At 38.6% G+C, this 26,200-nt stretch carries 23 protein-coding genes; 9 read left to right on the top strand and 14 right to left on the bottom strand.

Annotated elements, in window-relative coordinates; all coding sequences use genetic code 11:
- Positions 1–9: 9 nt before the first annotated feature.
- The 6 genes from J678_RS05680 to ppsA form a co-directional block, all read right to left on the bottom strand.
- The gene (locus J678_RS05680; protein ID WP_000094534.1) at positions 10–339 is read right to left on the bottom strand and encodes a cytochrome o ubiquinol oxidase subunit IV; all 330 of its coding nucleotides are present in this window, start codon (positions 337–339) and stop codon (positions 10–12) included.
- On the bottom strand, positions 339–959 hold the full coding sequence (gene cyoC / locus J678_RS05685; protein WP_002049203.1) for a cytochrome o ubiquinol oxidase subunit III: 621 nt from the start codon (positions 957–959) through the stop codon (positions 339–341). Before cyoC ends, J678_RS05680 begins: the two co-directional genes overlap by 1 nt.
- Positions 960–963: 4 nt before the next feature.
- Entirely contained in the window at positions 964–2,955 is a 1,992-nt protein-coding gene (gene cyoB / locus J678_RS05690; RefSeq protein ID WP_002049358.1) for a cytochrome o ubiquinol oxidase subunit I, read from the bottom strand.
- A 3-nt stretch (positions 2,956–2,958) separates the two neighbouring features.
- Positions 2,959–4,011, bottom strand: a complete 1,053-nt coding sequence (cyoA, locus tag J678_RS05695) for a ubiquinol oxidase subunit II (protein ID WP_002049341.1) — start codon at positions 4,009–4,011, stop codon at positions 2,959–2,961.
- Between the two features lie 314 nt (positions 4,012–4,325).
- The gene (locus J678_RS05700) at positions 4,326–5,081 is read right to left on the bottom strand and encodes an RDD family protein (protein WP_002049111.1); all 756 of its coding nucleotides are present in this window, start codon (positions 5,079–5,081) and stop codon (positions 4,326–4,328) included.
- Positions 5,082–5,145: 64 nt separating this feature from the next.
- Positions 5,146–7,533, bottom strand: a complete 2,388-nt coding sequence (ppsA, locus tag J678_RS05705; protein ID WP_170318176.1) for a phosphoenolpyruvate synthase — start codon at positions 7,531–7,533, stop codon at positions 5,146–5,148.
- A gap of 147 nt (positions 7,534–7,680) precedes the next feature.
- On the opposite strand from ppsA, the gene J678_RS05710 reads away from it, so the two are divergent.
- From J678_RS05710 to pgaD, 5 genes are all read left to right on the top strand, one after another.
- The gene (locus J678_RS05710; protein ID WP_000004354.1) at positions 7,681–8,517 is read left to right on the top strand and encodes a pyruvate, water dikinase regulatory protein; all 837 of its coding nucleotides are present in this window, start codon (positions 7,681–7,683) and stop codon (positions 8,515–8,517) included.
- A gap of 389 nt (positions 8,518–8,906) precedes the next feature.
- Complete coding sequence (pgaA, locus tag J678_RS05715) at positions 8,907–11,345, top strand: poly-beta-1,6 N-acetyl-D-glucosamine export porin PgaA (RefSeq protein ID WP_017393577.1); 2,439 nt, start codon at positions 8,907–8,909, stop codon at positions 11,343–11,345.
- Entirely contained in the window at positions 11,345–13,174 is a 1,830-nt protein-coding gene (gene pgaB / locus J678_RS05720; RefSeq protein WP_017393578.1) for a poly-beta-1,6-N-acetyl-D-glucosamine N-deacetylase PgaB, read from the top strand. The genes pgaA and pgaB overlap by 1 nt, the downstream gene beginning before the upstream one ends.
- On the top strand, positions 13,174–14,421 hold the full coding sequence (gene pgaC, locus J678_RS05725) for a poly-beta-1,6-N-acetyl-D-glucosamine synthase (RefSeq protein ID WP_002049144.1): 1,248 nt from the start codon (positions 13,174–13,176) through the stop codon (positions 14,419–14,421). The genes pgaB and pgaC overlap by 1 nt, the downstream gene beginning before the upstream one ends.
- On the top strand, positions 14,418–14,882 hold the full coding sequence (gene pgaD, locus J678_RS05730; protein WP_017393579.1) for a poly-beta-1,6-N-acetyl-D-glucosamine biosynthesis protein PgaD: 465 nt from the start codon (positions 14,418–14,420) through the stop codon (positions 14,880–14,882). The genes pgaC and pgaD overlap by 4 nt, the downstream gene beginning before the upstream one ends.
- Positions 14,883–14,924: 42 nt before the next feature.
- Here the strand turns inward: pgaD and J678_RS05735 are convergent, their stop codons facing one another.
- The 5 genes from J678_RS05735 to J678_RS05755 all read right to left on the bottom strand — a co-directional run bounded on the left by J678_RS05735 (position 14,925) and on the right by J678_RS05755 (position 19,027).
- Positions 14,925–15,488: a hypothetical protein gene (locus tag J678_RS05735; RefSeq protein WP_017393580.1), complete on the bottom strand. Its 564-nt coding sequence runs from the start codon at positions 15,486–15,488 to the stop codon at positions 14,925–14,927.
- A gap of 149 nt (positions 15,489–15,637) precedes the next feature.
- Entirely contained in the window at positions 15,638–16,642 is a 1,005-nt protein-coding gene (locus J678_RS05740) for an LLM class flavin-dependent oxidoreductase (RefSeq protein ID WP_017393581.1), read from the bottom strand.
- A gap of 133 nt (positions 16,643–16,775) precedes the next feature.
- Positions 16,776–17,273, bottom strand: a complete 498-nt coding sequence (locus J678_RS05745; RefSeq protein ID WP_004708061.1) for a hypothetical protein — start codon at positions 17,271–17,273, stop codon at positions 16,776–16,778.
- A 235-nt stretch (positions 17,274–17,508) separates the two neighbouring features.
- The gene (locus J678_RS05750) at positions 17,509–17,928 is read right to left on the bottom strand and encodes a hypothetical protein (protein ID WP_004708063.1); all 420 of its coding nucleotides are present in this window, start codon (positions 17,926–17,928) and stop codon (positions 17,509–17,511) included.
- A gap of 187 nt (positions 17,929–18,115) precedes the next feature.
- Positions 18,116–19,027, bottom strand: coding sequence for a LysR family transcriptional regulator (locus J678_RS05755; protein WP_017393582.1), 912 nt, complete (start codon positions 19,025–19,027; stop codon positions 18,116–18,118).
- Between the two features lie 119 nt (positions 19,028–19,146).
- On the opposite strand from J678_RS05755, the gene J678_RS05760 reads away from it, so the two are divergent.
- The 3 genes from J678_RS05760 to prmC all read left to right on the top strand — a co-directional run bounded on the left by J678_RS05760 (position 19,147) and on the right by prmC (position 22,175).
- A complete protein-coding gene (locus J678_RS05760) occupies positions 19,147–19,986 on the top strand; it encodes a type 1 glutamine amidotransferase domain-containing protein (RefSeq protein WP_031944653.1) in 840 nt (279 codons plus the stop codon).
- A gap of 285 nt (positions 19,987–20,271) precedes the next feature.
- A complete protein-coding gene (gene prfA / locus J678_RS05765; protein WP_032027189.1) occupies positions 20,272–21,360 on the top strand; it encodes a peptide chain release factor 1 in 1,089 nt (362 codons plus the stop codon).
- Positions 21,360–22,175 (top strand): peptide chain release factor N(5)-glutamine methyltransferase, encoded by an 816-nt coding sequence (gene prmC / locus J678_RS05770; RefSeq protein ID WP_017393585.1) that lies wholly within the window; start codon positions 21,360–21,362, stop codon positions 22,173–22,175. Before prfA ends, prmC begins: the two co-directional genes overlap by 1 nt.
- Positions 22,176–22,177: 2 nt before the next feature.
- Here prmC and J678_RS05775 read toward each other — a convergent pair whose 3' ends face one another.
- From J678_RS05775 to J678_RS05785, 3 genes are all read right to left on the bottom strand, one after another.
- Complete coding sequence (locus tag J678_RS05775) at positions 22,178–23,017, bottom strand: ABC transporter permease (RefSeq protein WP_017393586.1); 840 nt, start codon at positions 23,015–23,017, stop codon at positions 22,178–22,180.
- 3 nt (positions 23,018–23,020) lie between these two features.
- Entirely contained in the window at positions 23,021–23,995 is a 975-nt protein-coding gene (locus tag J678_RS05780) for an aliphatic sulfonate ABC transporter substrate-binding protein (RefSeq protein ID WP_017393587.1), read from the bottom strand.
- Positions 23,996–24,237: 242 nt separating this feature from the next.
- The gene (locus tag J678_RS05785) at positions 24,238–25,263 is read right to left on the bottom strand and encodes an AraC family transcriptional regulator (RefSeq protein ID WP_002049325.1); all 1,026 of its coding nucleotides are present in this window, start codon (positions 25,261–25,263) and stop codon (positions 24,238–24,240) included.
- 166 nt (positions 25,264–25,429) lie between these two features.
- On the opposite strand from J678_RS05785, the gene J678_RS05790 reads away from it, so the two are divergent.
- On the top strand, positions 25,430–26,200 hold the full coding sequence (locus J678_RS05790) for a 3-hydroxyacyl-CoA dehydrogenase (RefSeq protein ID WP_017393588.1): 771 nt from the start codon (positions 25,430–25,432) through the stop codon (positions 26,198–26,200).

Consider the following 26,200-nt stretch of genomic DNA (forward strand, 5'->3'; position numbering starts at 1 on the left):
ACAATCAGTTTAGATCATCATATTGTAGTGAAGATAATTCATAATCCACACAGAACCGATCAACAGTACAGCGATACATAGGATTGTGTAGATAAATGCAATCATATTCCAACGTTGTTCAGATGATGTATTCATGTGTAAGAAGTACACAAGTTGTACAAGAACCTGAGCAACGGCAGTAATTGCAATCACTGTAACTAAAAGACCACGGCTGAAACCACCTGCCATCACCATCCCGAATGGGATGATGGTAAGGATAACAGATAGAATAAAACCTACAGTGTATTGCTTAAAGTTACCGTGTGACGCACCAGCAGCATTATGCTCATGACTACTCATTAGAGAACTCCCAGTAAGTAAACGACGCTGAATACACAGATCCAAACGATGTCAAGGAAGTGCCAGAACAAGCTTAAGCAAGCAAGACGACGTGTATTCGGTAAAGTCAAACCTTTAGTTTTGATTTGATACATCAATACCAACATCCACACTAAACCAGAAGTTACGTGGATACCGTGCGTACCAACCAAAGTAAAGAACGATGACAAGAATGCACTATGAGTTGGACCATGACCTTCCTCTACAAGGTGATGGAATTCATAGAGCTCCATACCGATGAAGGTTGCACCAAAAAGGAATGTAATAAATAACCAAGTAATAACTTGATTTACATTCTTTTTATAAGAGGCAAGTACAGCAAAACCGAAAGTTACCGATGAAATCAATAAGGCAAATGTTTCAGTTAACACGTAGCCTAATGAATTATGGAACAGGTCATATGCACTTGGAGTCCCTGCTGGAACATGACTGCTTAATACAGCGAACGCAATGAAGAGTGATCCGAAAAGAATCAAGTCACTCATCAAGTATGTCCAGAAACCAAAGACCGTTAAATCTGTATCATCATGTTCATGATGACCATCGTGGCCATGGTTGTCGTGATGAAGTACTTCAGCCATTTCCTTAGTCCTTCTTCAAGTGTTTTTCAAGTAAAGCATAGCGTTCGTTTTCAATACGCTCAACTTCAGCAGCTGGAACATAGTAATCAACATTCTTAGTGAATGAGCTTACGATCAAGCTAATAACAGCTGAAACGAATGAAACAACAACGAGCCACCAAATATGCCAGATAAGTGCAAAGCCAAGAAGTGTAATGAACATTGCAATGACAAAACCAGCAGCACGATCAGTCGGCATGTGGATGTCTTCATATTTAGTATTACGTGCGTATGCTACACCGTTTTCTTTGTCAGTCCAGAAACGGTCAATACCGCTACCATCTGGTTCATGCGCAAAGTTGTAGAATGGAGCAGGGGAAGAAGTAGCCCATTCAAGTGTACGAGCATCCCATGGATCGCCTGTGTGGTCCATGTTTTGGTGACGTTGTAAGAAACCAACGATGATTTGCATTAAGAAGCATGCAATACCAATCGCAACAAGAACAGCACCAAATAATGCAATCGCAAGGTATGGATCCCATTCAGGGTTGTCATATGTATTCAAACGACGAGTCATACCCATGAAACCAAGGATATAAAGTGGCATGAATGCAAAATAGAAACCGAAGAACCAGAACCAGAATGCAGCTTTACCCCATGCTTCATTGAGCTTCCAACCAAACATTTTTGGCCAGTAGTAAATGATGCCGGCAAACATACCAAACACCACACCACCGATAATTACGTTATGGAAGTGAGCGATCAAGAATAATGAGTTGTGTACCAAGAAGTCCGCAGGCGGAACAGCCATAAGTACACCAGTTAAACCACCGATACCGAATGTTACAAGGAAGCCGAGCGTCCATAACATTGGAGTAGTAAAGGTGATGCGACCTTTGTACATGGTGAATAACCAAGAGAAGATTTTCACACCAGTAGGAATCGCAATAACCATGGTCATGATACCGAAGAACGCGTTAACGTTCGCACCAGCACCCATGGTGAAGAAGTGGTGAAGCCATACAACGAATGCTAATACAGTAATTGCAATTGTTGCATACACCATAGACTTGTAACCGAACAACGCTTTACGAGAGAAGGTTGCAACGATTTCTGAGTATAAACCAAATGCTGGTAATACCAAGATATATACTTCAGGGTGACCCCATGTCCAGATCAAGTTCACATAAAGCATTGGGCTACCGCCAAGCTCATTTGTGAAGAAATGGAAGCCAAAGTAACGGTCTAATGTAAGCATTGCAAGCGTACCTGTTAATACAGGGAATGATGCAATGATTAATACTGCCGTACAAAGTGAAGTCCACGTGAAAATAGGCATGTCCATTAATTTCATGCCAGGTGCACGCATCTTGATGATGGTAACGAAGAAGTTAACACCGGATAAAAGCGTACCTAGACCAGAAACCTGAAGTGCCCAGATATAGTAGTCAACACCTACACCAGGAGAATATTGAATACCAGACAGAGGAGGGTAAGCCATCCAACCAGTCGCAGCAAATTCACCTAATACAAGTGAAAGCATCATTAAACCAGCAGCACCAGCGAATAACCAGAAGCTTAAAGAGTTCAATAATGGGAAAGCAACGTCACGAGCACCAATCTGTAAAGGAACAGAGATGTTCATCATACCTACAACGAGACCCATTGCTACGAAGAAGATCATGATTACACCGTGTGCGGTGAAGATCTGGTCGTAATGGTCAGGATGTAAATAACCTTCACCACCGCCTTTAGCGAGGAAAAGTTGTAAACGCATCATGATCGCATCGGCGAAACCACGCAAAAGCATGACGACAGATACGATGATATACATGATACCAATTTTTTTATGGTCTACAGTTGTAAACCATTCTTTCCACAAATATCCCCATTTTTTGAAATAGGTGATACCGCCAAGCACAGCAATTGCACCAAGTGCCATAAAGACCATGGTGACAAGTACGATTGGCTCTGTCGGGATAGAGTCCCAACCCAATTTACCAAAAATCATATCCATGTCTTATTCCCCTTGAGCAGCGTGTTCAGCTGCAGCATGAGTTTCTGCTGTTGCATGCCCAGCAGAGTGGTCAGCACCATGATAGTTACTCATATAATGGTTGATAACTGTTTCAAACAGTTTTGGTTCAACTGAAGAGTAATAAGTCACAGGGTGTGGCTTAGTCGGGAACGGTTTCATCGCTTCTGCTTTAGCAAGCGCTTCTTGATCACCAGCAGCTTTAGCACGATTGACTAAATGCTCGATTTGGTGCTTAGAACGATCGCCATCACGTAAGGTTGCCAATTCAGCTTGGTCAAGCGTAGCTTTTTGCACTGCTTCTGGATTAATAGTTGAACCATTACCAGCTTTAACTGCTGCTACCCATTCGTTGAATTGTTGCTCTGTAACGCTATGCGCTTTGAAACGCATTTGAGAGAAACCATAGCCTGAGTAGTTAGAAGAGAAACCACGATATACACCAGTTTCATTTGCTAACAAATGAAGGTGAGTTTGCATACCTGCCATCGCGTAAATCTGGCCACCTAACTGTGGAATGAAGAATGAGTTCATTGTGAAGTTAGACGTGATTTTGAAACTTAACGGAGTTTTTTCTGGGAAACGTACTTCGTTAACAGTCGCAATGTTTTGTTCAGGATAAATAAAAATCCACTTGAACTGTTCAGCAATAACCTGAATAGTTAAAGGTGCTTTATCTGATTCTAAAGGACGGTATGGGTCATACTTGTGGGAACCCCACCAAGTTAACCAAGCTAAAATACCAATAATAATGACAGGGATACCCCATACTACAACTTCAATTGCAGTTGAGTGTGCCCATGTAGGTTTATAGTCTGCATCTTTATTTGACGCACGATATTTCCAACCAAACCATAATGCCATGATGATTGAAGGAATCACCACGAGTAACATTAAATAGATCGCAGTCATCATAAGGTCACTTTGACCTTGACCAACTGGACCTTTAGAGTTTAGAAGTACCATATCACCACCACACCCAGTCAAAAGTGCGGCAAGCGTTGATAAAGACAATACAGCTAAAATCGTTTGTCTCATTTTACAACCTCGGTGAAGAGTCCCATTCCCTAATTAAATATGGGATAGCGATTAAAGTGTCGCATGATTGAGAACGCTAGTCTTAAAATTTAGACTTCTCAATGATGCGACACCGCTACGTTGTAGGGCATTATGCCTCATATCGACAAACTAAGCTACATGTAAAGCAGCTTGAAATAATTGTTTTAAAACCCGATTTTTTTTGTAGGGTATCGAATTATGATGGAGCTTTTATTTAAATATCAACTCTCTATAGAAAAAAGGAGGCGGGCGCCTCCTTTTTTTTAGACATTAAATGAATCAGTCATTCACTGTCATTTGATCACTTTTGTTCTTGCAATTTTGTCATGTAAAGCCTGTCGCTTTTGTCCTAATGCAAAAGCATAGTCAATAATTGTACTAATTGGCATAAATAGTAAGTTTAATATAATGAAAACGATACTTCTGAGTAAGAAGATTCGCGTTAGATTAACTTTACCATTAGTTTCAGCATCGACAATTTTAATTCCGACAATTTTTTTACCAATACTTTGCCCAAACTTGGTCAACAAAAATGCTTGAATAGCGAGCATTATTACTACATAAAGTAACATTGTATGCCACGCTTCCACTGGAATTAGTGTAAAAAGCTGCTGCTGAAGTTCAGCTGCTTTGGTTGATGCAACTTCAGCAGACTGCATCTGTTTTTGTAACTCAAAAAGTTGTTTATATTGAGCTTCGTTAAAGAAAAAAGACGGAATGGCTGCAATAGGTAACCAAAGTAATAAGTCAATAATTTTTGCAAGCGCACGAGATGAAATTGAAGCAAGCTCATGTGTCTTAGTCTCGACTCGAATTTGCTGGATAGTCTCGTTATAAGGCGTATTTGTATTTGCCGAAAAAGCAGAATAACCCGTAGGTTGATATACAAGTTTACCTTGGGTTAATTCTCCTAAAGCTTTCCATTCTGTCATGCCTTCATGCCAAGCTAAATCAGTAAGTAAAACTTGTTGGCTTGCCAACATCTGATTTAGTTGCTCTAAGGTATAAGGCCCAGCTTGTTGATTATTACGTGCCAAGTAAATTTGCATAAGTAAAAATTCTCTATTCTAAAGATGAAAAAAGACCCACGGATGGGTCTTTTTCTATAACAAATTAGATTTGCTTGATTTTTTCTTCAGCAAGGAAGAACCATGTATCTAAAACTGAGTCAGGGTTTAAAGACACTGATTCAATACCTTGTTCCATTAGCCATTTTGCAAGGTCAGGGTGGTCAGATGGTCCTTGACCGCAAATACCGACATATTTACCAGCTTTACGACAAGCATGAATTGCCATAGAAAGAAGAGCTTTTACAGCAGCATCGCGCTCATCGAATAAGTGAGAAACAATACCAGAGTCACGATCAAGACCAAGTGTTAATTGAGTTAAATCGTTAGAGCCGATAGAGAAACCATCGAAGTGTTCAAGGAATTGTTCAGCTAATAATGCGTTAGTTGGTAATTCACACATCATGATGACTTTTAAGCCATTCTCGCCGCGCTTCAAGCCATTTTGAGCCAGCAACTCAATCACGCGTTTTGCTTCAGATACTGTACGCACAAATGGAATCATGATTTGGATATTGGTTAAACCCATTTCATCACGAACTTTTTTAAGCGCGCGGCATTCAAGTTCGAAACAATCACGGAAGTTGTCCGAAACATAACGGCTTGCACCACGGAAACCAAGCATTGGGTTTTCTTCTTCTGGCTCGTATAACTTACCGCCAATAAGGTTTGCATATTCGTTTGACTTAAAGTCAGACATACGAACAATGACTGGTTTATCAGCAAAAGCAGCTGCAAGTGTTGCAATACCTTCAACTAGTTTTTCAACATAGAATTCTACAGGTGATGCATAGCCAGCTGTACGTGTCATTACAGCAGCACGAGTTTCACGAGGTAAGCTTTCAATGTTAAGGAGGGCTTTAGGATGGACCCCAATCATTCGGTTAATAATGAACTCTAAACGAGCAAGACCAATACCTTCGTTTGGAATTTGAGCAAAGTCAAAGGCACGGTCAGGGTTACCTACGTTCATCATGATTTTGAATGAAAGTTTAGGCATAGATTCAATAGAGTTACGCTGAACTTCAAAATCTAATGCACCTTCATAGATGAAACCAGTGTCACCCTCAGCACAAGAAACAGTAACTTCTTGACCATCAGTTAATACTTCAGTTGCGTTACCACAACCTACAATTGCTGGTACACCAAGTTCACGAGCAATAATTGCAGCATGACACGTACGACCACCACGGTTAGTGATGATAGCCGCAGCACGTTTCATTACTGGTTCCCAATCTGGGTCAGTCATGTCTGATACAAGTACGTCACCGTCTTGTACTTTGTCCATTTCTTTAATTGAGTTAACAATACGGACTTTACCAGAACCGATACGCTGCCCAATTGAACGGCCTTCACAAAGTACAGTACCTTTTTGCTTGAGTAGGTAACGTTCCATTGTGCCAACATTTTGGCGGCTTTTTACGGTTTCAGGACGAGCTTGAACAATATAGATTTGACCATCGTCACCATCTTTTGCCCATTCAATATCCATCGGAGCGCCATAATGTTGCTCAATAATAAGCGCTTGTTTAGCTAACTCTTGTAATTCATGATCATTTAATGCGAACTGTTGACGTTCTTGTTTTTCAACGTCGACAACAACCACAGACTTACCTGCTGAGCCTTCTTCACCATAAATCATTTTCTGGTGCTTAGAGCCAAGATTACGGCGTAATACCGCATGTTTTCCAGCATTTAATAATGGTTTAGAAAGGTAGAATTCATCAGGGTTAACCGCACCTTGCACAACCATTTCACCTAAACCGTAAGATGCAGTAATGAATACGACATCACGGAAACCAGACTCGGTATCTAGGGTAAACATTACACCCGCAGCGCCAGTTTCAGAACGGACCATACGTTGAACACCCGCAGATAATGCGACAACATCATGATCGAAGCCTTGGTGTACACGATAAGAAATAGCACGGTCATTATATAAAGAAGCAAATACTTCTTTGATGGCGATAAGTACGTTATCAATACCGCGAATATTCAAGAAAGTTTCTTGTTGACCCGCGAAAGATGCATCTGGTAAATCTTCAGCAGTTGCAGATGAACGAACGGCAACCGCGATATCAGGGTTGCCGTTAGAAAGTTCTGTAAAAGCGGCGCGAATTTCTTGTTCTAAGGTTGCAGTGAGTGGAGTCTCTACAATCCATTGACGAATTTTAGCGCCTGTTTCTGCAAGTGCATTTACGTCATCAACGTTAAGCTGTGCAAGTTCTGCTTGAATTCGAGCGTTAAGACCGCTTTGGTCTAAGAACTCACGATAGGCCTGTGCAGTTGTTGCAAAACCACCAGGTACCGATACACCAGCATTTGATAAATGGCTGATCATTTCACCCAAAGATGAGTTTTTCCCACCTACGAGTTCGACATCGTGTTTCCCTAATTTTTCTAGACCGATTACGCGCGCTTCCAAAGTTTTCACTCCACTTTTGCAGTATTAATGTCTATCTTGGCATGAAATTAAAAAAATAAAGTGCTTAGTTGAGAATTTTACTAAGCGACAGTCATGTAAGATCAGTTTACTATAAAGATTATATAGCACTAAGACAAATGTTTAAGGAGAATTTTAATGTCAGAAAGTAAACAATTTAAGCGGAGTGTTTTTTTTATTTCTGATGGAACTGCGATTACTGCCGAGACCCTTGGACATTCGTTATTAGCCCAATTTCCTAATGTAGATTTTGATATTCACATCATGCCTTATATTACAACTGAAGAGGCAGCAATGGCAGTTGTGGTTGAGATTAATAAATGTCAAACCAGAGATGGATGTTTACCATTAGTATTTGATACTTTAGTTGATCCGCATGTACGAGAAATTATTAATACGGCTAAAGCAGTTAATCTGGATGTGTTTGAAGGATTAATTAGTAAGCTAGAGCAGGAGCTCGGTACACCACCAACCACACTGGTTGGGCAAACACATGCGGTAACTGACTCTGAATATTATAAAGCCCGTATTGATGCTGTTCACTTTGCACTTGATAACGATGATGGGGCACGCACCCGACACTATGACAAAGCTGATTTAATTTTAATTGGTGTGTCTCGTTCCGGAAAAACTCCGACTTCTATTTATCTATCTTTACAGTTTGGTATTCGTGTTGCTAACTATCCTTTAACCGAAGAAGATTTAGATGATAACCGTTTACCAGCAGTATTAAGAGAACACCGTAGTAAGCTCTTTGGTTTAATGATTGATGCAGAACGTTTAGTGGCGATTCGAAGTGAGCGTAAAGCGAATAGTCGATACGCAAGTTTTAGCCAGTGCCAAATGGAATTAAGAGCGATTGAAGGTATTTATATTTCAGAAGGTATTAAATATTTAAATGTAACTGAAATGTCAATTGAAGAAATTTCTACTCGTATTTTACAAATGACTGGTTTAAAACGACGTATCGGTTAATTAAATCAAACATTTATTTAAACCATTCAATTTGAATAATATTAATATATATTGGAATTGAATGGTTTTTATTTTCAATACATATTGAAAATAAAAGTTTTAAATATAAAACGCTAAGTTAATAAATAGTTTCTGATTAGTTATCAGCGTGTAAATTTTTTATAGGGAGTTTGTGAGATAAAATAAGCTTTTTGAAAAGAAATGTATATAAAATAATAATCTATATTTTAATAAATAGTTGTTTTTAATTATTTTTTAAATAAACAAATACTTTTTTTCTACACATTTTCCATTTGTTAACTCTATCGCTTGTTATTTAGTTATTGTGATGCATTTCACATTTTTAACTATAATTTCCCATCTCGATATGGGACTATCCGATTATCAAAATGCTAAAAAAATGTGTTTTTTCATTGGTATATCTCTTACCAATTCATTTATACGCAGCTCAAGTTGATGTACTGCGTGAGCAAGCTGTTCAAAATTATAGAGCAGGCCAAACTCAACAGGCTGTTTCTCAACTCGATCAATTGTTAAAACATTATCCGTATGATCAAAAATTGCTTGCTGATTATTTAATTGTTATGTCAAGTGAAAAAAAGGATCTGACGAATTTTTCCAATTTTTTAGAAAATATTAATTATGTGAATTTTCCTGAATATGCAAAGTTACCTTTAATTCGAAATTTTCGTGATTTTAAACATTTTCAAACAGCAATTGATTGGTCAAATAAACTTAATATTCAAAAATCAGTCGATGGGCGTACCTTACTATCGGTTTTATATGCTGAAGCTCAGGACTCAACGAATGCTAAAACTCAGTTATCAAATATCAACATTAAAGGTTTAAATACTGATCAGTTGGTACAGGTTGCATATGCTTATCGTTTAATAAATTTGCCCATAGAGGCCTTAGCTACAATTGAACAAGCTTATCAGCAAAATTCTAAGTCTTCAGCTGTTTTGCAAGAGTATGTTTATGACTTGGCTACTATTGGGGCATATAAAAAAGCCCAGCAATTACTTCAAGTAAACGTAAAAAATCAGCAAACTGAGCAGTTACAGCAGACTTTACAAGTTAGTGAGTTTTCTCAGCATGTCAATAATGCAATTGCCCGCTATAAATACTTAAATCGCCAAGGCTTATCAGATGCAGAAAGCTATGCTGAATTAGATGCTGTGTTAGACCAAGGGCAAAAAATACAACAGCAAATGTCACCAAACAACCCTAACTATTTAAGGTTTCACTACGATTATTTGTATGCGCTAGATTTTAGAGGGCGTTCAAAAGCGGTTATAGAGAATTTCACCCAGTTGAATATTCCACTCGAAAAATTACCGGCATATGTACGTCATGCAATTGCTGATAGTTATTTGGCGGAGCAGAAGCCGAAGCAAGCTGAATTTGCTTATAAGACTCTTCTAAACGAAAAAAATTATCCGGATATGATCGTCTATACCGGATTGTATTATTCCTATATTGAACAGGAAAAATATAAGGAAGCTGAACAGCTTTTGGCAAAAGTTGATCACCTTATTCCGACTTATAAATATAGTCAGGCGAAGGGTGTAGATAAAACAAGCCATCCTGATCGTGATGATTATATTGCTTTAAAAGGGATGCATTTAGCCTACGCTAATCACCTGGATCAAGCTGAACAGCACTTTCAAAAAACAGTCGAGCAAGCACCTGCGAATGAGAGCCTGATTAATAATCTTGCGCGTGTAGAACGGTGGAGAGAAAAACCGCTAGAGGCAAAAAAAACAATTTCCCGGTTAAATGGTATAGATCCGATTGCTAAAGACACTCGCATTAATGAAATGCAGAATGCTCAAGCTTTAGGTGATATTCCGACATGGCGGAAAACCACTCAAAACTTAGTGCAATATTATCCTGATGATAGTGGTGTCATAAAAAGCCGCAAAGAGTTGGATGATCGTAATAGAGCCACAATTTCACACTCAACTACTTGGGGCCAAAGTAAGGCCGACAATAGTGATACTGTAAGTGGGCAGAATGGTTTAAAAGACCGTGAAATGGAAACACGTCTTAATAGCCCTTGGATTAAGGATAATTATCGTTTATTTGCTTGGCATCAAGATCGTTATGGTGAATACAATTTTGGTGACGTGCATAACCAGCGCTATGGTGTCGGGGCCGAATGGCAAGCTAATCGTAAGGCATTGTCTGCGATCTTGTCGCAAAGTACAGATGGCGGACAAGCAGGTGTTCGTCTTGATTGGTCTCAGTGGTTAAACGATCACTGGCAGTATCAATTGCAATATAACAGCCAGGCTGACATCCCTCTACAGGCAATTGATGCGGGAGAAGATGGCCAATCTTACCGAGCTGCTTTGACATGGCAAAAAGATGAATCACGTCAAATTGGCGCAAGTTACGGTCTGACTGATATCAGTGATGGTAATAAACAACAAGAATTTTCAACTTTTTGGCGTGAAAGACTATTTGCGGCGCCGCATCACATTACTTATGGCACTGTTCGTGGTTTTTATGGCAGTAATAGCCAAGATCAAACTACTTATTTTAGCCCAAGTTCGCATTACAGCGCGGAGTTGAACTTAAGCCATGACTGGGTGACTTGGCGTGAATATGAGCGTTCATTTAAACAGCATTTCGAAGCTGGAGTGGGGCTTTATAAACAAGCCGATTATTCCACTAAGCCAACCTATTCTTTGCAATATCAACATCAATGGCAGCTATCACGTACATGGCAACTCAATTATGGAATTGGTTGGCAATACCATCCTTACGATGGACATGATGAACAGCATACCTATGGTATTTTCGGATTTGAAGGGCGTTTTTAATGAATAATTTATTTTCGAAAATGTTGAGCTGTGCTTTAGCTTCAACATTGTTACCTCTGCAATTTACATATGCCCAAATAGAAAAAGATTTACCAAAAAATCATACGGTTTCTTTAACTTTTCATGATGTCAGAGATGATGTTTTAAAAGAGGGCGATCGGGATATTTATGCAATTCAAACTAAAAATTTAGCGCAATTCTTTGACTGGTTGAGTCAATCTGACTGGAAGCCAATTCGCCTGAAAGATATTGAAGAAGCTCGTAAGCAAGGTAAAGACCTACCTCATAATGCTATTTTGTTAACCTTTGATGATGGTGCTTTAAGTAGCTACAGTCGTATATTTCCATTGCTCAAGCAATATCGGATTCCGGCAGTTTTTGCACTCCCAACTAGTTGGCTTAACGGTAATACAAAAGCTGGCTATGAAGCCTATGGACAAGGGAACTTAGTCAATTGGAAGCAAGTACGAGAAATGCAGGCTTCTGGCTTAGCTGAGTTTGCGAGTCATAGTGATGATTTGCATCATGGTGTGCTTGCTAACCCTCAAGGGAGTGAACAACCCGCAGCAACTTCTTATATGTATTTAAAATCACAAGCGCGTTATGAAACGGATGTGGAATATCAGCAACGTATTTTAAAAGATTTAAAAAAATCTCATGATGTTTTAAAAAAGGAATTGGGTGTAGAGCCGAAAGCAATTGTATGGCCGTATGGTGCGGTCAATCAGCAGTTAGAAAAACTAGCTCAACAGGCAGGTTTCACTTTTTCTTTTAGTTTAGGACGTGATGGGGTAAATCAGATTAATGACGTTACCTTTAAACGTAGTCTTATGGTGGATAACTCTACAGCTGAACAGTTGTCTGAGACCTTACTCAATATCTTGAACTCGGCAGAGAAAGATTTATATAAGCAGCCAAAACATTTTGTGAGTATGGATTTAAAGCAATTAGCTGCTTCAACCAATACTCAGTCAGATGAAAAATTAGGGGCATTGTTATCCAAACTTTATAGCTTAAAAAACAATACGCTGATATTGAAGCCTTTAGATGATCAAGATGGAGATGGGCAATATGACGTTGCTTATTTCCCAACAACTCAAATGCCAGTTAAACAAGATATCTTAAACCGTAGTCTATGGCAGGCACAGACTCGTGCAGGACAAGCGGTCATTTTAGAGTTACCTGTATATCCTCAAAAAAATAAATCGTTTTTGGTGGCAGATTTAGCTAAAGATATCGCACGTTTTAATAGCAATTTAAGTGGTATTCAACTTAATGCCGGAACTGCTTTAAATTGTGCTATGCAAAGTGCAACGATAAAAGAAAGTAACTGTGTTGAAGAAGTAAAGCAATTATCACAACTGAGTCAACTGACTCAAAAAGCTGCAAGGCCTTATTTGAATATGAGTAATCAGGCCCAGTTTAGTCTGCTGCTTACGCCTGACTTAGAGCATATCGATCAATTGCCAGCGCTTTTAAAATCACTATTAACCCAACATGATTTAGTGAATCTAAAATTTAATGTTGTGGGTAAGCAGAAACAATTTAAACATGTCTTAGAACTTTTAAATACACTTGATGCGAAATACAAGCAACGAATTATGCTGACATTAACATTGCCAGAAAATGACCAGAGAAATGCTTGGCAAGAAGTAAAACAAGGCCTTTTTGATATTCAGCGCATAGGTATTCAGAAATTTGGGGTTGAAGGTTATTCCTTTGAAAATTCAAAAAATGTTCATGAGTATTTATATAACCCAATGAGCTTGAATTCGAGTTCGGTCATGTATCAACCCTTCGCTGGTTTAGCAACTGAGGGGAAAAAGTAATGAGAGTATTACTCGATATTCTATTTGCTTTTGCCTTTTTATATCCTCTGCTTATGGCGTGGACATGGATGGTAGGTGGCCTCTGGTTTTTCTTTAAAAGAGAATACCATGAACAGCAGTTACCTGAGCCTTCAAATGAAGGGTGCAGCATTATTATTCCTTGTTTTAACGAAGAAGCTCAGGTAAGGCAAACTATTCGTTATGCCTTACAAACAAAATATCCAAATTTTGAAGTGATTGCTGTCAATGATGGTAGCAGTGATAGAACTGCAGAAATTCTTGATGAGTTGGCAGCTCAGGATACTCGATTAAGAGTCGTGCACTTAGCGGAAAACCAGGGTAAGGCAGTGGCTTTAAGATCGGGAGTTTTAGTAAGTAAATACGAATATTTAGTTTGTATTGATGGAGATGCTTTACTACATCCTCATGCTGTACTTTGGCTTATGCAGCCATTTCTAAAATTTCCTCGTATTGGAGCCGTCACTGGAAATCCTAGAATTCTCAACCGTTCAAGTATATTAGGGAAATTACAGGTTGGTGAGTTTTCTTCAATTATTGGATTGATTAAGCGGGCCCAGCGTACGTATGGTCGTATTTTTACAGTATCAGGTGTAATTGTTGCATTTAGAAAAACTGCTTTAGTCCGTGTTGGATTTTGGTCTGATGACAAAATTACTGAGGATATTGATATCTCTTGGAAGCTTCAGATGGACCATTGGGATATTCAATATATTCCTCAAGCACTTTGTTATATCTATATGCCTGAAACTTTTAAAGGTCTTTGGAAGCAGCGTTTACGCTGGGCACAAGGTGGGGTAGAAGTCTTATTGGAATATATTCCAAAAATGTTCAAAATCCGCTTACGTCGTATGTGGCCAGTCATGCTTGAAGCTTTAGTCAGTATTGTCTGGTCGTATGTAATGATATTTATTTTCTTGCTTTTCTTAATCGGACTTTTTATTGATTTACCTCAGCAGTGGCAGATTAATTCACTCATGCCCCAATGGTATGGCGTGATATTGGGTGGAACATGCCTCATCCAATTTTTAGTAAGTTTATGGATAGATCATCGTTATGACCGTGGACGTCTTTTTAGAAATTATTTTTGGGTAATTTGGTATCCATTATTTTTCTGGTTACTGACGTTATTTACTAGTGTAGTTGCAGTCCCTAAAACTATATTTAATACCAAAAAGCGTGCTCGTTGGGTAAGTCCTGACCGAGGCTTTCGAGGAGATAACTCATGAAAAATAAACAAAATAATGACATAGAAGTTTTAGATATTCCAGAATATATTGATCAGCCTAAATATGTGAAAAATAAAACCGCAAACTATACTTTGCAAACATTAGGTTGGTTTTGTTTAATGTGGCTGTTTTTCCCACTGGTTTCATTATTTTTATGGTTTTATGAAGGGCATCTCATCTATGACTATGTATGGGTAGATCATATTTCTGAGGTCAATACAGTCCTCCATTTACTTCTTTTAATATCCGTAAGTGCTTTGGTCTTGATTTTATGGGCGAGTTATAACTGGCTTAGATTTCATGGTGATGATCGCCGCAGCAAAGCTCCGAATAGTCCTGTTGAGTTATTGGCTTCACAATTTATGGTCAGTACCGAGTCATTATCAGAGTTACAAAAGTCTCAGCGCATCATCTTACATTATGATGATCAGGGATATTTAACTCGATATGATTTGAAATGAGTAAAAAAAAGCATGGTCTATCAACCATGCTTTTTTTTATTTTTAAGGTGTAGTTCTAATAATGATATCTACAGGGCGTTGAGTACCATCCATACTATAAATGGCTGTAGCGGTAACTTTTACAATTGGCCAAGTTTGTAGTTTGCAATTTGGTCTTTGCAGCGCAGCATAGTAGCTATCAGATTTAAAAAATATTTTATTGGCTTTTGCAGTATTAGGTGTCAAAAGACGTTTGAGCCATGTTTCATTGACTTGGGTTTCAAGAAAACGTAGAGCTAAGATACTTTTTACACGATTGTTAAATAACCTCCTATTTTTAGCAATAAGCGGGTGGGTAATGAGACGGTGTATGCCGATTTGACTATGAGGCAAAATAAAATGCGGCGTAATTTGAAATACAGTTACAAATTTTGCTTGTTGGCAGATTTTTTCTAAGTGCGTTACCGTTTCCTGATCTGTTCCAATAATCGCTACATTTAAATTTGAAAAATCATTTTCTTTAATTGTATTTGATAAAAGAATTTGACCAGTAAAGGCGTCAAAATCCTGAACTGCATTTTGAAAAGTAGTTGATTTGGCAACATTATTTTTAAGTTCAATACTCATTTTCCAAAAGTCCTTTTGGTTTTCATTTATGATGATTTTTTATCGTTTTAATATAAATAACCAAGCAAGAGGGCTGGGTAAAGTATTTTCAGATAGGTGGTTATCTCATGCCTGCTATAGACTCAAGCATGAGATATTCAGAGTATGTTCTAGTTGGCTGATTTTAGTTGCATTAATCGAGTAAAGCTGTCTAAACGTTTATTAGTATCATAGACATCACAAGTAAAAATAAACTCATCGACTTCATAAGTAGCTAAAAGCTTTTCTAAGCCTGAGCGTACTGTTTCAGCTGAACCGATTTGTGCCATCTGGTAGAAATTTTCAACAGAAAGCTGTTCTGCTGTGTTCCATAGACCCTGCATCGATGTAACTGGTGGTTTAAGTTTTAAACTTTCACCACGAATTAATCCTAAGACACGTTGGTAAGCGCTTGTTGCTAGGAATTGAGCCTCTTCATCTGTATTGGCAACCACAACAGGTACACCCATGGAAACATAAGGCTTGTCCAAATATTCAGAAGGTTCGAAATTTTCACGATAAAGTTCGATCGCTTGACCAAGCATGCGTGGTGCAAAATGCGATGCAAATGAATAAGGTAATCCTAGTTTCGCAGCCAATTGCGCACTAAATAAGCTTGAACCTAATAACCAGACAGGCACTTGAGTATTTTGTCCAGGAGTTGCAACAATTCTTTGGCCGGGTTGAGGCGCTTTAAAATATTGCAAAATCTCAACAACATCTCTAGGAAACTGATCTTCCGTTTCCTGATGCCCGCGACGTAAGGCACGCATAGTGACTTGATCTGTACCTGGGGCACGACCTAAACCTAACTCAATACGATTTGGATATAAGGTTGCTAGTGTACCGAATTGTTCTGCAACCACTAATGGTGCATGGTTTGGTAGCATGATACCACCTGAACCTAAACGAATGCGCTGGGTATGAGCCGCGATAAAACCAAGTAAAACAGCTGTTGCTGAACTCGCAATTCCATCCATATTATGATGTTCTGCAAGCCAAAAACGGTCATAACCTAATTTTTCTGCATGTTGGGCGAGCTCTAATGCATGACGTAATGAAAACTCGATTGTTTTATCATCACGTATGGGAGCAAGTTCCAAAATTGAAAATTTGGTGTCTTGAAGTGATCGCATGCGATATTCTCAAAAAACGTTATATCGAAATAATACGATATAAATGGGGTGATGTATATCGGTTTTTTTCGATATAAATTTCACTCCCAAATAAAAAAGCACCGCCAGGGTGCTTTTAATATCTGTGTACCAATTAGTGGTGTTTATACCAACCACGGTGTAAGCCATTATCATGACGATAGTAAGCGCGATCATTGTAATAGCGGCGGTCATCACGATCATAACGACGATCGTATCGACGGTCATAACGTTCATCATAGTTACGATCTTGGCCAACTTTACGACCTAAAGCAGAACCACCAGCTGCACCCACTGCTGCACCGATGTATCCACCATTTGTACCACCCATGTTTTTACCAACGGTATAACCAGCGCCGCCACCTAAAGCACCACCAATTGCCGCTTCTGTACGGTTACGACGGTCACTTGCAGCCGCCGCACCACCAGCACCACCTAAAGCAGCACCAATTGTTGCGCCAGATGTACCACCGATACTTTTACCGATTGCAGTACCTACTACACTACCTAGAGCAGAAGTTGCCGCTACACGGGTACCATTATCTGCATGTGCAACTGACACCATAGAGGTTGTTGCGATTAATGCACTTGCTAACCAAATATTCATTTTCATTTTGGAACTCCATGCTCATTTTGCTAAAGAGCAATCTTTATATCTTGAGCTAAATGTAATTAAAAATTTCGTGAAAATTATGGAGAAGGCTCATGCTGATACGATAGTTTTGTGTCTGCTTTGTATTGTTTCTATTAAGATGTGAATAAATCATGAGCACGACATATGTGTTTGACAAAAGGGTAATCAAAAAAAAACCCCCGAAGGTGTTTTTAAATTAATTACATCACTAAAATTAGTGGTGATGACGGTGTTTTTTCTTCCAGTGTTTAGAAGATCGATCATAATCACGGTCTTTAGCAATTTTATTACCTAAAGCACCACCACCTGCAGCACCTAACGCAGCACCGATATAACCGCCATTTGTACCACCCATGCTTTTACCAACAGTATAGCCAGCACCACCGCCTAAACCACCGCCAATTGCAGATTCTGTACGGTGACGACGATCACTTGCAACTGCTGCACCACCAGCACCACCTAAAGCAGCACCAATTGTTGCACCAGATGTACCACCCATGCTTTTACCAATAGCAGTACCAGCAACACTACCTAAAGCAGAAGCAGCTGCTACATGAGTTGTATTGTCTGCATGTGCTACAGTCATCATAGAAGTAGCCAAAACAGCACTACATAATAAAGCATTTAATTTCATCATTTACTCCATGTCCCAAGTTACAGGACCTTATATCTTTCGTTACAGCAAATGTAACAAAACACTTCTCTTCAAATGTGGAGAACCATCATCCTATTATTAGAGTTTAGTGTCTTCTTTGTATGTTTTCTATTAAAATAGAATATCTAATATCCACATAGAAAAAAGTGATTCTCATTTCATATTCTTACGTATATTTACAATGAGTTGAACATAAAAAATCAATAAAAGCTCTTGTGGCAGAAGACATATGTTTATGTTGTGCATACAGTAAAGAAAAGGGACGGGTATGACCTGCGTATGTTTCAAGTAGAGGTTGTAATTTTCCTTGTTGAATTTTTTCATTAACGATAAATTCGTAACTCTGGCATATTCCTAAACCATTTTCAGCAAGAGATACTACTCCTAGAATATCTTCTTTTACTAAAATTCGATTTGTCGGTATCCACTGAATTTCTTGATCTATATCTTTAAAGAACCACGGAGTGACCTTACCATTACTCGGTAACTCAAAGGCAATGCATTGATGATGATTTAATTCATCCAAGTTTTTTGGAATACCCATGCGTTTCAAATAAGAAGGTGAGGCAACAAGTTTTAAAGGTGCGTGCTCTAAAGGCCTAGCAATAAGGGTGCTGTTAGGTAGTTGTCCTTGACGAATAGCTAAATCAAAACCTTCAGCAATTAAATCAACGTTACGATTAGAAATACTGACTTCAATTTGAATATCAGAATATTGCAGAAGAAATTTTTCTAATAAAGGGGGTAAACGATAATGCCCATAAGTGGTAGGAACACTTATTTTAATTTTTCCAGAAATTTGTAGTTGTTCACCTTGAACCACGCGTTCTGCATGGTTAATTAACTGAAAAGCATGTTGCATTTTTTCATAGTAAAGCTGACCAGCTTCAGTCAGGCTTAAATGGCGTGTGGTTCTTCTAAAAAGCTGTATACCGAGTTTTTTCTCGAGTCTTGTAATTGTTCTACTAACGACCGAAGGGGTGGTAGATAGATCAATTGCAGCAGCACTAATTGAAAGCTTCTCAGCCACAATTAAAAAGATTTCGACATCGGCAAGATGATCAAATTGACGAGACATTTTGTCCTCAAACGCAAAAAAGATTTGCAAACTTAGTTGTTTTTCTACCTTTGGAGTAAAAATAGAATATATACATCCTAGTTATAAATCCAGCAAATGCTTGGAATGAAGGTTAAATAATGAAGATGTTGAATCAAATAATGTTTGCAGTGATTACAGCTTCGGCAGCATTAAGTGTAAATGCAGCTCATGTACTTGTTGTATTGTCAGATGAAGATCAGCTAGAGCTAAAAAATAATCATGTTTTTAAAACGGGATTTTATCTTAACGAATTGATGCAGCCTACAAAAATGCTTTTAGATGCGGGGCACACCGTAACGTTTGCCACCCCAAAAGGGAAAGCTCCAACGTTAGATGAATCTTCAAATAGTGCAATGTACTTTAACCAAGATGAAAAAGTATTAAAACAATATGCTGGTTTATTACATGATTTAAAGTTAACTTCACCTAAAGACTCTCCAGTTGTAAGTCTGGCGCGTATTGAGCAAATTGGTATAGATCAATTTGATGCCATATATATTCCGGGTGGGCATGCACCTATGCAAGACCTGTTAAAAGATAAACAGCTTGGTAAAGTTCTTAACGCTTTTCATAATGCAGGAAAGCCTACAGCCTTGGTTTGTCATGGGCCTATAGCTCTGATGTCAACTTTACCTCATGCTGCGGAAGCTGTTAAGCAACTTGAACAAATTAGAACAGTCAAAACTGGCGAATGGATTTATAAAAACTACCGGATGACGGTAATTAGCAATCAAGAAGAAGAGCAAGCGAAGGGCTTATTAAAAGGCGGTGAAATGAAGTTCTATCCACAAACTGCATTAGAGACACTGGGTGCGAAATATCAAAGCAATACAAAAGCTTGGTCGCCAAATGTAGTGGTGGATCGTGAGCTTATTACTGGACAAAATCCAGCTTCGGCTGTTCTTGTCGGTAAAACTTTATTAGAAAAATTAAAATAACTATAAACGATAAAGAGGCTTTATAAATAAAGTCTCTTTTATTATATGGATTTAAAAAAGTGAGTTATTTGTTTTCAATAAGAGAAAATCTTAGATTGATGAATAAATCTCATCTGGAATCATTAGATTTATATATCCTTATGGCTTTGGAAAGTTAACGATTTAAAGGATTACATATGTCATTTAATCGGCATAAACTGTAAACTATGCGCTATTTTTATGATTTGGCTTATCTTCTTATATTTATCTAGATAAGTTTTTTGGACTTTTGAGATATTTCCTCTTATGAAAGCGTCACTCCGTTTACGTCTTGATCAACTCTGTGATCGTCATGAAGAACTTACCGCATTGCTTGCAGATGCAGAAGTGATTTCCGATAACAAACGTTTCCGTAAACTGTCTCGTGAACATAGTGATTTAACTGAAATTACCGAAGTTTGGGGCAAATACCGTCAAGCAGAAGAAAATATTGAAACTGCTGAAATGATGAAGTCGGACCCCGACTTTAAAGATATGGCAGAAGAAGAAATTCAAGCAAATAAAGCATTGCTTGAAGAATTAGAAAGCCAGCTCAATATTTTGATGATTCCAAAAGATCCAAATGACTCTAATGCTGCGTATTTAGAAATTCGTGCAGGAACGGGCGGTGATGAAGCTGCAATTTTCTCAGGCGATTTGTTCCGCATGTACAGCAAGTATGCAGAGACACAAGGTTGGCGTATTGAAGTCCTTTCTGAAAATGAAGGCGAGCATGGCGGCTTTAAGGAAGTCATTTGCCGTGTAGATGGTGATGGCGTGTATGGCCGCTTAAAGTTTGAAAGTGGCGCGCATCGTGTACAACGTGTGCCAGCAACTGAATCACAAGGTCGTGTGCATACATCGGCTTTTACAGTGGCAATTCTGCCCGAAATTGACGTTGATACTAACGTTGAAATTAATCCGGCAGATTTACGTATTGATACTTACCGTGCGTCAGGTGCGGGTGGTCAGCACATTAACAAAACCGATTCGGCAGTACGTATTACTCACATTCCAACGGGTACAGTCGTTGAGTGCCAAGAAGAACGTTCACAGCATAAGAACAAAGCTAAAGCGATGGCATTGTTAGTATCACGTTTAGAAAATGCTAAACGTGCAGCGGCTGATGCAGCGACTTCTGAAATGCGCCGTGATTTGGTCGGTTCTGGTGACCGTTCTGAACGTATCCGTACTTATAACTACCCACAAGGGCGTATGACAGATCACCGTATTAACCTAACTTTATATAAGTTAGATGCCATTATGGAAGGTGATTTAACTGAATTGCTCGATAGCTTACATCGTGAATATCAGGCAGATCAGCTTGCGATGCTTGCACAGGAAAATGGCGGCTAATGAATATTGCTCAAGCGCTTGCAATTCGTGGTGAGCCTGACAGTTATGAACGACAAGAAAATGCTTGGTTGCTTGAGCATTTTCTAAAAATCAATTCACTCGAATTAAAGTTTCGACTTGAGCAAGAGCTAACGGCTCAGCAAGAGCAAGACTACTTGGTTGGCCTTGAGCGTATTCAAAATGGTGAACCTTTAGCCTATGTGACAGGTTCGCAACCATTTTGGACGCTCGATTTAAAAGTAACGTCAGATACTTTAGTACCACGACCTGATACTGAGGTTTTAGTTGAAACTGTTTTAAATCTAAATTTGCCAAAGAATGCAAATATTGTGGATTTGGGAACGGGGACAGGTGCAATTGCGCTTGCATTGGCAAGTGAACGTCCGAACTGGCAGGTAACAGCAACAGATATTTATGCGCCTACGTTAGAAGTTGCAAAAGAAAATGCACAAACACATGGCTTGCAACATGTGAAGTTTGCTTGCGGTGCTTGGTTTGAAGCATTAGAGCTACAACAATTTGATTTAATTGTTTCTAATCCGCCCTACATTGACCCTGAAGATGAACACATGCAAGCTTTGGCAACAGAGCCGCGCCGTGCGTTGGTTGCAGACCATCAGGGATTGGCTGATATTGAAATTATTATTGCTCAAGGGAAAAACTGGTTAAAACCTCAAGGGTGGATTGTACTTGAACATGGTTATGATCAGGGGCAAGCTGTTCGAGGCATTTTCACAGAGCATGGTTTTAGTGAGATAAAAACCATTCAAGATTATGGCCAAAATGATCGAGTCACTTTGGCACGCTGGATTTAAAGTTATTTTTGTAGCGTATCACGCCAACGTAATAACCAGTTTTCTATAAGTTTCATTAAGCTATCGGTTATTTTACCCAATAGTGCCAATAAAATAATTGCAATGATAACGATATCAGGCCGAGACGTTTCTCGGCCATCACTGAGTAAATAACCAATCCCTTGAGTGGCTGCAATCAGTTCAGCTGCAATCATAAACATCCATGATAAGCTTAAGCTGTTACGTAAACCCGTTAAAATGCCGGGAGATGCTGCTGGTAGAATAATAGATAAAACACGTTGAAAAGCATTGAGCCGATAAACTTTTCCAACTTCAATGAGCTTTTTATCTACATTATGAATTGCTGCAACTGTATTGGTATAGGTTGGAAAAAATGCTCCGATTGCAATAAGCGTAATTTTAGAACCTTCGTCAATTCCTAACCAAAGCAATAACAGTGGAATCCAAGCAAGACTTGGGATCGACTTAATTGCTGAAAAGGTCGGTTCTAAATATGCTTCTGCCTCTTTACTTAATCCAACCCAAATCGCAAAAATTAAACCTAAACCACTTCCTATGATAAAGCCGAATAGAACACGCCATGTACTAATATAAATATGAGCAAATAGGTCGCTATGAGCTAAATCTAAAAAAGATTGCCATAAACTCGAAGGTGCAGGGAGCAGATAAGCATTGATATAGCCATTTCTGACTAAAAACTCACAACCCACTAAAAAAATGAGTGGAATGAGTAGCGCTTTAAACCACCGTGTAAATTTGTTGTTTAGATGCTTTTTCTGAGATTTTAAAGCCTGCTGAGCTAGGAAATGATTTAGCTCAGCTTTGTTAAGTGAATCACTCATATACTATTTCACGACTTTTTGAGCAAAACGTGGATCTAATAACTGATCAACCACTTGATTGACATTGGTGCCTTTTCTGACTAAGTCTTCTTCAGTCAAAATTTTCCCAGAACGTTTAAGTGCTTGTGCATGAGTTGCTGATGGGATGCTTTGATCAAAGTTGGTTCGGCTCAGTTGTAGTTTAGCCACAGGTAGAGGGAGTTTGGACTCTTGTGCTAAAAGTGCTGCTACTTTATCTGGATTGGCTTTTGCCCATTTTCTAGCTTGTTCGTAGGCTTTAATCACAGCTTCTACCGCTTCAGGGCTTTGCTTTGCAAAGTCTTCTTTAACGCTCAATACACTATAGCTATTAAATCCAACATTACGATAAAGTAATTTCGCGTCCGATTGAATTTGAGCTGAAGCCATTAATGGATCAAGTCCAGCCCAAGCATCTACTTGACCACGCTCTAATGCAGTTTTACCGTCTGGATGTTGTAAATGAACCAATTGTACATCGCGTTTACTTAAGCCTATGGTTTCTAATGCTTGTAGTGTAAATAAGAAAGGATCTGTTCCTTTAGTAGCTGCAATTTTCTTACCTTTTAAATCTTTTAGGCTTTTAATTGGTGAGTTTTTTGCGACAACAAGGGCGGTCCATTCCGGTTGGCTTTGTACATAAACAGTTTTAATTGGACTACCATTCGCTCGGCTTAATACCGCAGCTAATCCAGCAGTAGAAGCAAAATCGATACTATTACTGTTGAGATATTCTAATGAACGATTACTACCTTGACTAAAAACCCATTTAATTTGGGTATTGGGTAGTGCTTTTTCGAGAAGTTTTTGATCTTTGACCACTAAACTAGTTGGTGCGTAGTAAGCGTAATCAAGTTTAAGTGTAGTCGGAATTGCTGCAAAAGTAGATGAAGCAAATACGAACCCCAATGTTGATGCCAACAAAGTCTTCGGTAGAGAAAATTTTGATTTTAAAGACATGATAAAAATAGAACCGAAATAAAATAATGGATCATCCTTTCACGTGTTGAGTGGTCTATAAACTTAGTTATTTTGATTTGTAAATCAGTTTGAAAGATAAAAGTTTGAATAAAATTATAAATCTCTGTTTTTATGAATATTATTAAGCTTTGAATGATGCATTTATCTGAAATATTGAATTTAAAATACATAAATATCATAAGCTTAAGTCTAGAATTCAAGCTTCGTTAAGTCCATTTTTATTACTTGTGTGTAGTTAAATTATCCCGATAAGCACCGGGGCTAACACCTGTCCATTTTTTAAATGCACGGTGAAAAGCACTCGGGTCATGGAAATTTAAGTCTTCACTAATGTCTTGTATTGAATCATTGCTTTTGCTTAAACGTTCAATCGCAATATCACAACGAATTTCATTTTTAATTTGTTGATAACTCACACCTTCATGTTTGAGGCGACGTTGAACAGTAGCTTCAGAAATATTGAGTTGCTGTGCCACATCTTTGAGTTCGGGCCATTGAGCAGGGTGAAGCTTTAATAAATGACGACGAATAAGAACGCTCAAGGCATTTTCATTTTTAAAGCGAACTAAAAGATTTTGCGGAGTTTGTTCTAAAAAATCATAAAGCGCTTTTTTATCTTTTTTAATTTTAATATCTAAATAGTGGGCATCAAATTCAATCTGATTTGTCTCGGCATTAAATTGTATATCTTCACAAAAGCGTACCAAATAATCTTGAATATCGTTCGGTTTTGGACAACGTACCGTAATACGGTTTAAGCCAATTCGTTGATCTACCAGCCAACACATAAGCCCATGTACTAACATTAAAAAGGTTGCGTAAGTAAACATACGTTTAGGTTGTTCACGATCACGAATGACCAAATAAGCTTTTTCTTGTTCTCGAATTAACTCTCCACGAATATCATCAAGCACAAAATTAAAAAAATTCAAAATATCGTAGAGAGCCTTTTCTAAAGTTTCAGCCGTACTGACGAGTTTTGTAAGTAATTTATAGCTGCCACGGCGCATAGGGTGGCTATCCATACCAAAAAACTCGTCGTTCATGGCATTGGCAAGTTCTATCCATAATTGTGCATACGTTGCTACTGGAACACGCGCTTTGGATGTCATGAGTAATTCAGTAGGAATACCAGCTTTATTCAAAATAATTTGAGTATTTAGCCCTTTGGCATAAGCCGCACTTAATGCTTCATGTACCAGTGCAATCGAAATTGTTCCTTTACTTAAAGAAGATTGGACAACCATGTCAAAGACTCATTTTTTTACGTATTTCAAATGAAATATTTCATATTCAAAATTTGGATTGATCAAAAGCTGCAAGCATTTTGAGGTTTTTTGAAATTGTATCGGAAAAAAACAACTTTTACTCTCACTACTAAGGTTAAAGAACATTTCTATAGGACGTTACATAATGAAAATTCAAGGAAAACATTTCGTGATTACAGGTGGCGGCTCTGGTTTAGGAGCTGCAACGGCTGAGTATTTGGTAAAGCAGGGTGCCTCAGTCACATTAGTAGACATGAATGTAGAAGCAGGTGAGCAGCAGGCGAAACAGTTAGGGTCAAAAGCTGACTTTGTAAAACTTGATGTAACCGATGAAGCAGCTGCTGAACAGTTCTTTAAAGATGTGTTGGTTAAACATGGTCATTTGCATGGTTTGATTAACTGTGCAGGTATTGGCCCTTCTGCAAAAGTAGTTGGCCGTGAGGGTGTTCATGACTTGGGATTATTTGCAAAGACTTTAGGTATTAATGTCACAGGTACATTTAACATGCTGCGTTTTGCAGCAGATGCCATGAGCAAAAACACGGTTGAAGAAGGTGAAGAGGACCGTGGCATCATTGTTAACACTGCTTCTGTTGCAGCATTTGACGGTCAAATTGGACAAGCAGCTTATTCTGCATCAAAAGGCGCTATTGTGGCGATGACTTTGCCGATCGCTCGTGAGCTAGCGCGACATGCCATTCGTATTATGACCATTGCACCGGGAATTATGGAAACTCCAATGCTTAAGGGTATGCCGCAAAATGTACAAGATGCTCTGGGGCAAATGGTTCCGTATCCATCTCGTTTAGGAAAACCAGAAGAGTTTGCTCGTTTGGTTGCGCATATTGCTGAAAATTCCTATTTAAATGGTGAAGTTATCCGTCTAGATGGTGCAATTCGCATGGCAGCAAAATAA

The organism is Acinetobacter sp. 1424608 (genome assembly GCF_000588255.1).
GTDB classification, from domain to species: domain Bacteria; phylum Pseudomonadota; class Gammaproteobacteria; order Pseudomonadales; family Moraxellaceae; genus Acinetobacter; species Acinetobacter nosocomialis.

Coding starts and splice junctions, on each gene's coding strand:
- pgaA (WP_017393577.1), top strand. CDS start 8,907: ATGCTAAAAAAATGTGTTTTTTCATTGGTATATCTCTTACCAATTCAT.
- J678_RS05785 (WP_002049325.1), bottom strand. CDS start 25,263: ATGGTTGTCCAATCTTCTTTAAGTAAAGGAACAATTTCGATTGCACTG.
- J678_RS05735 (WP_017393580.1), bottom strand. CDS start 15,488: ATGAGTATTGAACTTAAAAATAATGTTGCCAAATCAACTACTTTTCAA.
- J678_RS05775 (WP_017393586.1), bottom strand. CDS start 23,017: ATGAGTGATTCACTTAACAAAGCTGAGCTAAATCATTTCCTAGCTCAG.
- J678_RS05710 (WP_000004354.1), top strand. CDS start 7,681: ATGTCAGAAAGTAAACAATTTAAGCGGAGTGTTTTTTTTATTTCTGAT.
- pgaD (WP_017393579.1), top strand. CDS start 14,418: ATGAAAAATAAACAAAATAATGACATAGAAGTTTTAGATATTCCAGAA.
- J678_RS05700 (WP_002049111.1), bottom strand. CDS start 5,081: ATGCAAATTTACTTGGCACGTAATAATCAACAAGCTGGGCCTTATACC.
- pgaB (WP_017393578.1), top strand. CDS start 11,345: ATGAATAATTTATTTTCGAAAATGTTGAGCTGTGCTTTAGCTTCAACA.
- prfA (WP_032027189.1), top strand. CDS start 20,272: ATGAAAGCGTCACTCCGTTTACGTCTTGATCAACTCTGTGATCGTCAT.
- cyoA (WP_002049341.1), bottom strand. CDS start 4,011: ATGAGACAAACGATTTTAGCTGTATTGTCTTTATCAACGCTTGCCGCA.
- J678_RS05780 (WP_017393587.1), bottom strand. CDS start 23,995: ATGTCTTTAAAATCAAAATTTTCTCTACCGAAGACTTTGTTGGCATCA.
- cyoC (WP_002049203.1), bottom strand. CDS start 959: ATGGCTGAAGTACTTCATCACGACAACCATGGCCACGATGGTCATCAT.
- J678_RS05750 (WP_004708063.1), bottom strand. CDS start 17,928: ATGAAATTAAATGCTTTATTATGTAGTGCTGTTTTGGCTACTTCTATG.
- pgaC (WP_002049144.1), top strand. CDS start 13,174: ATGAGAGTATTACTCGATATTCTATTTGCTTTTGCCTTTTTATATCCT.
- J678_RS05760 (WP_031944653.1), top strand. CDS start 19,147: ATGAAGATGTTGAATCAAATAATGTTTGCAGTGATTACAGCTTCGGCA.
- J678_RS05790 (WP_017393588.1), top strand. CDS start 25,430: ATGAAAATTCAAGGAAAACATTTCGTGATTACAGGTGGCGGCTCTGGT.
- J678_RS05755 (WP_017393582.1), bottom strand. CDS start 19,027: ATGTCTCGTCAATTTGATCATCTTGCCGATGTCGAAATCTTTTTAATT.
- J678_RS05680 (WP_000094534.1), bottom strand. CDS start 339: ATGAGTAGTCATGAGCATAATGCTGCTGGTGCGTCACACGGTAACTTT.
- prmC (WP_017393585.1), top strand. CDS start 21,360: ATGAATATTGCTCAAGCGCTTGCAATTCGTGGTGAGCCTGACAGTTAT.
- J678_RS05745 (WP_004708061.1), bottom strand. CDS start 17,273: ATGAAAATGAATATTTGGTTAGCAAGTGCATTAATCGCAACAACCTCT.
- cyoB (WP_002049358.1), bottom strand. CDS start 2,955: ATGGATATGATTTTTGGTAAATTGGGTTGGGACTCTATCCCGACAGAG.
- J678_RS05740 (WP_017393581.1), bottom strand. CDS start 16,642: ATGCGATCACTTCAAGACACCAAATTTTCAATTTTGGAACTTGCTCCC.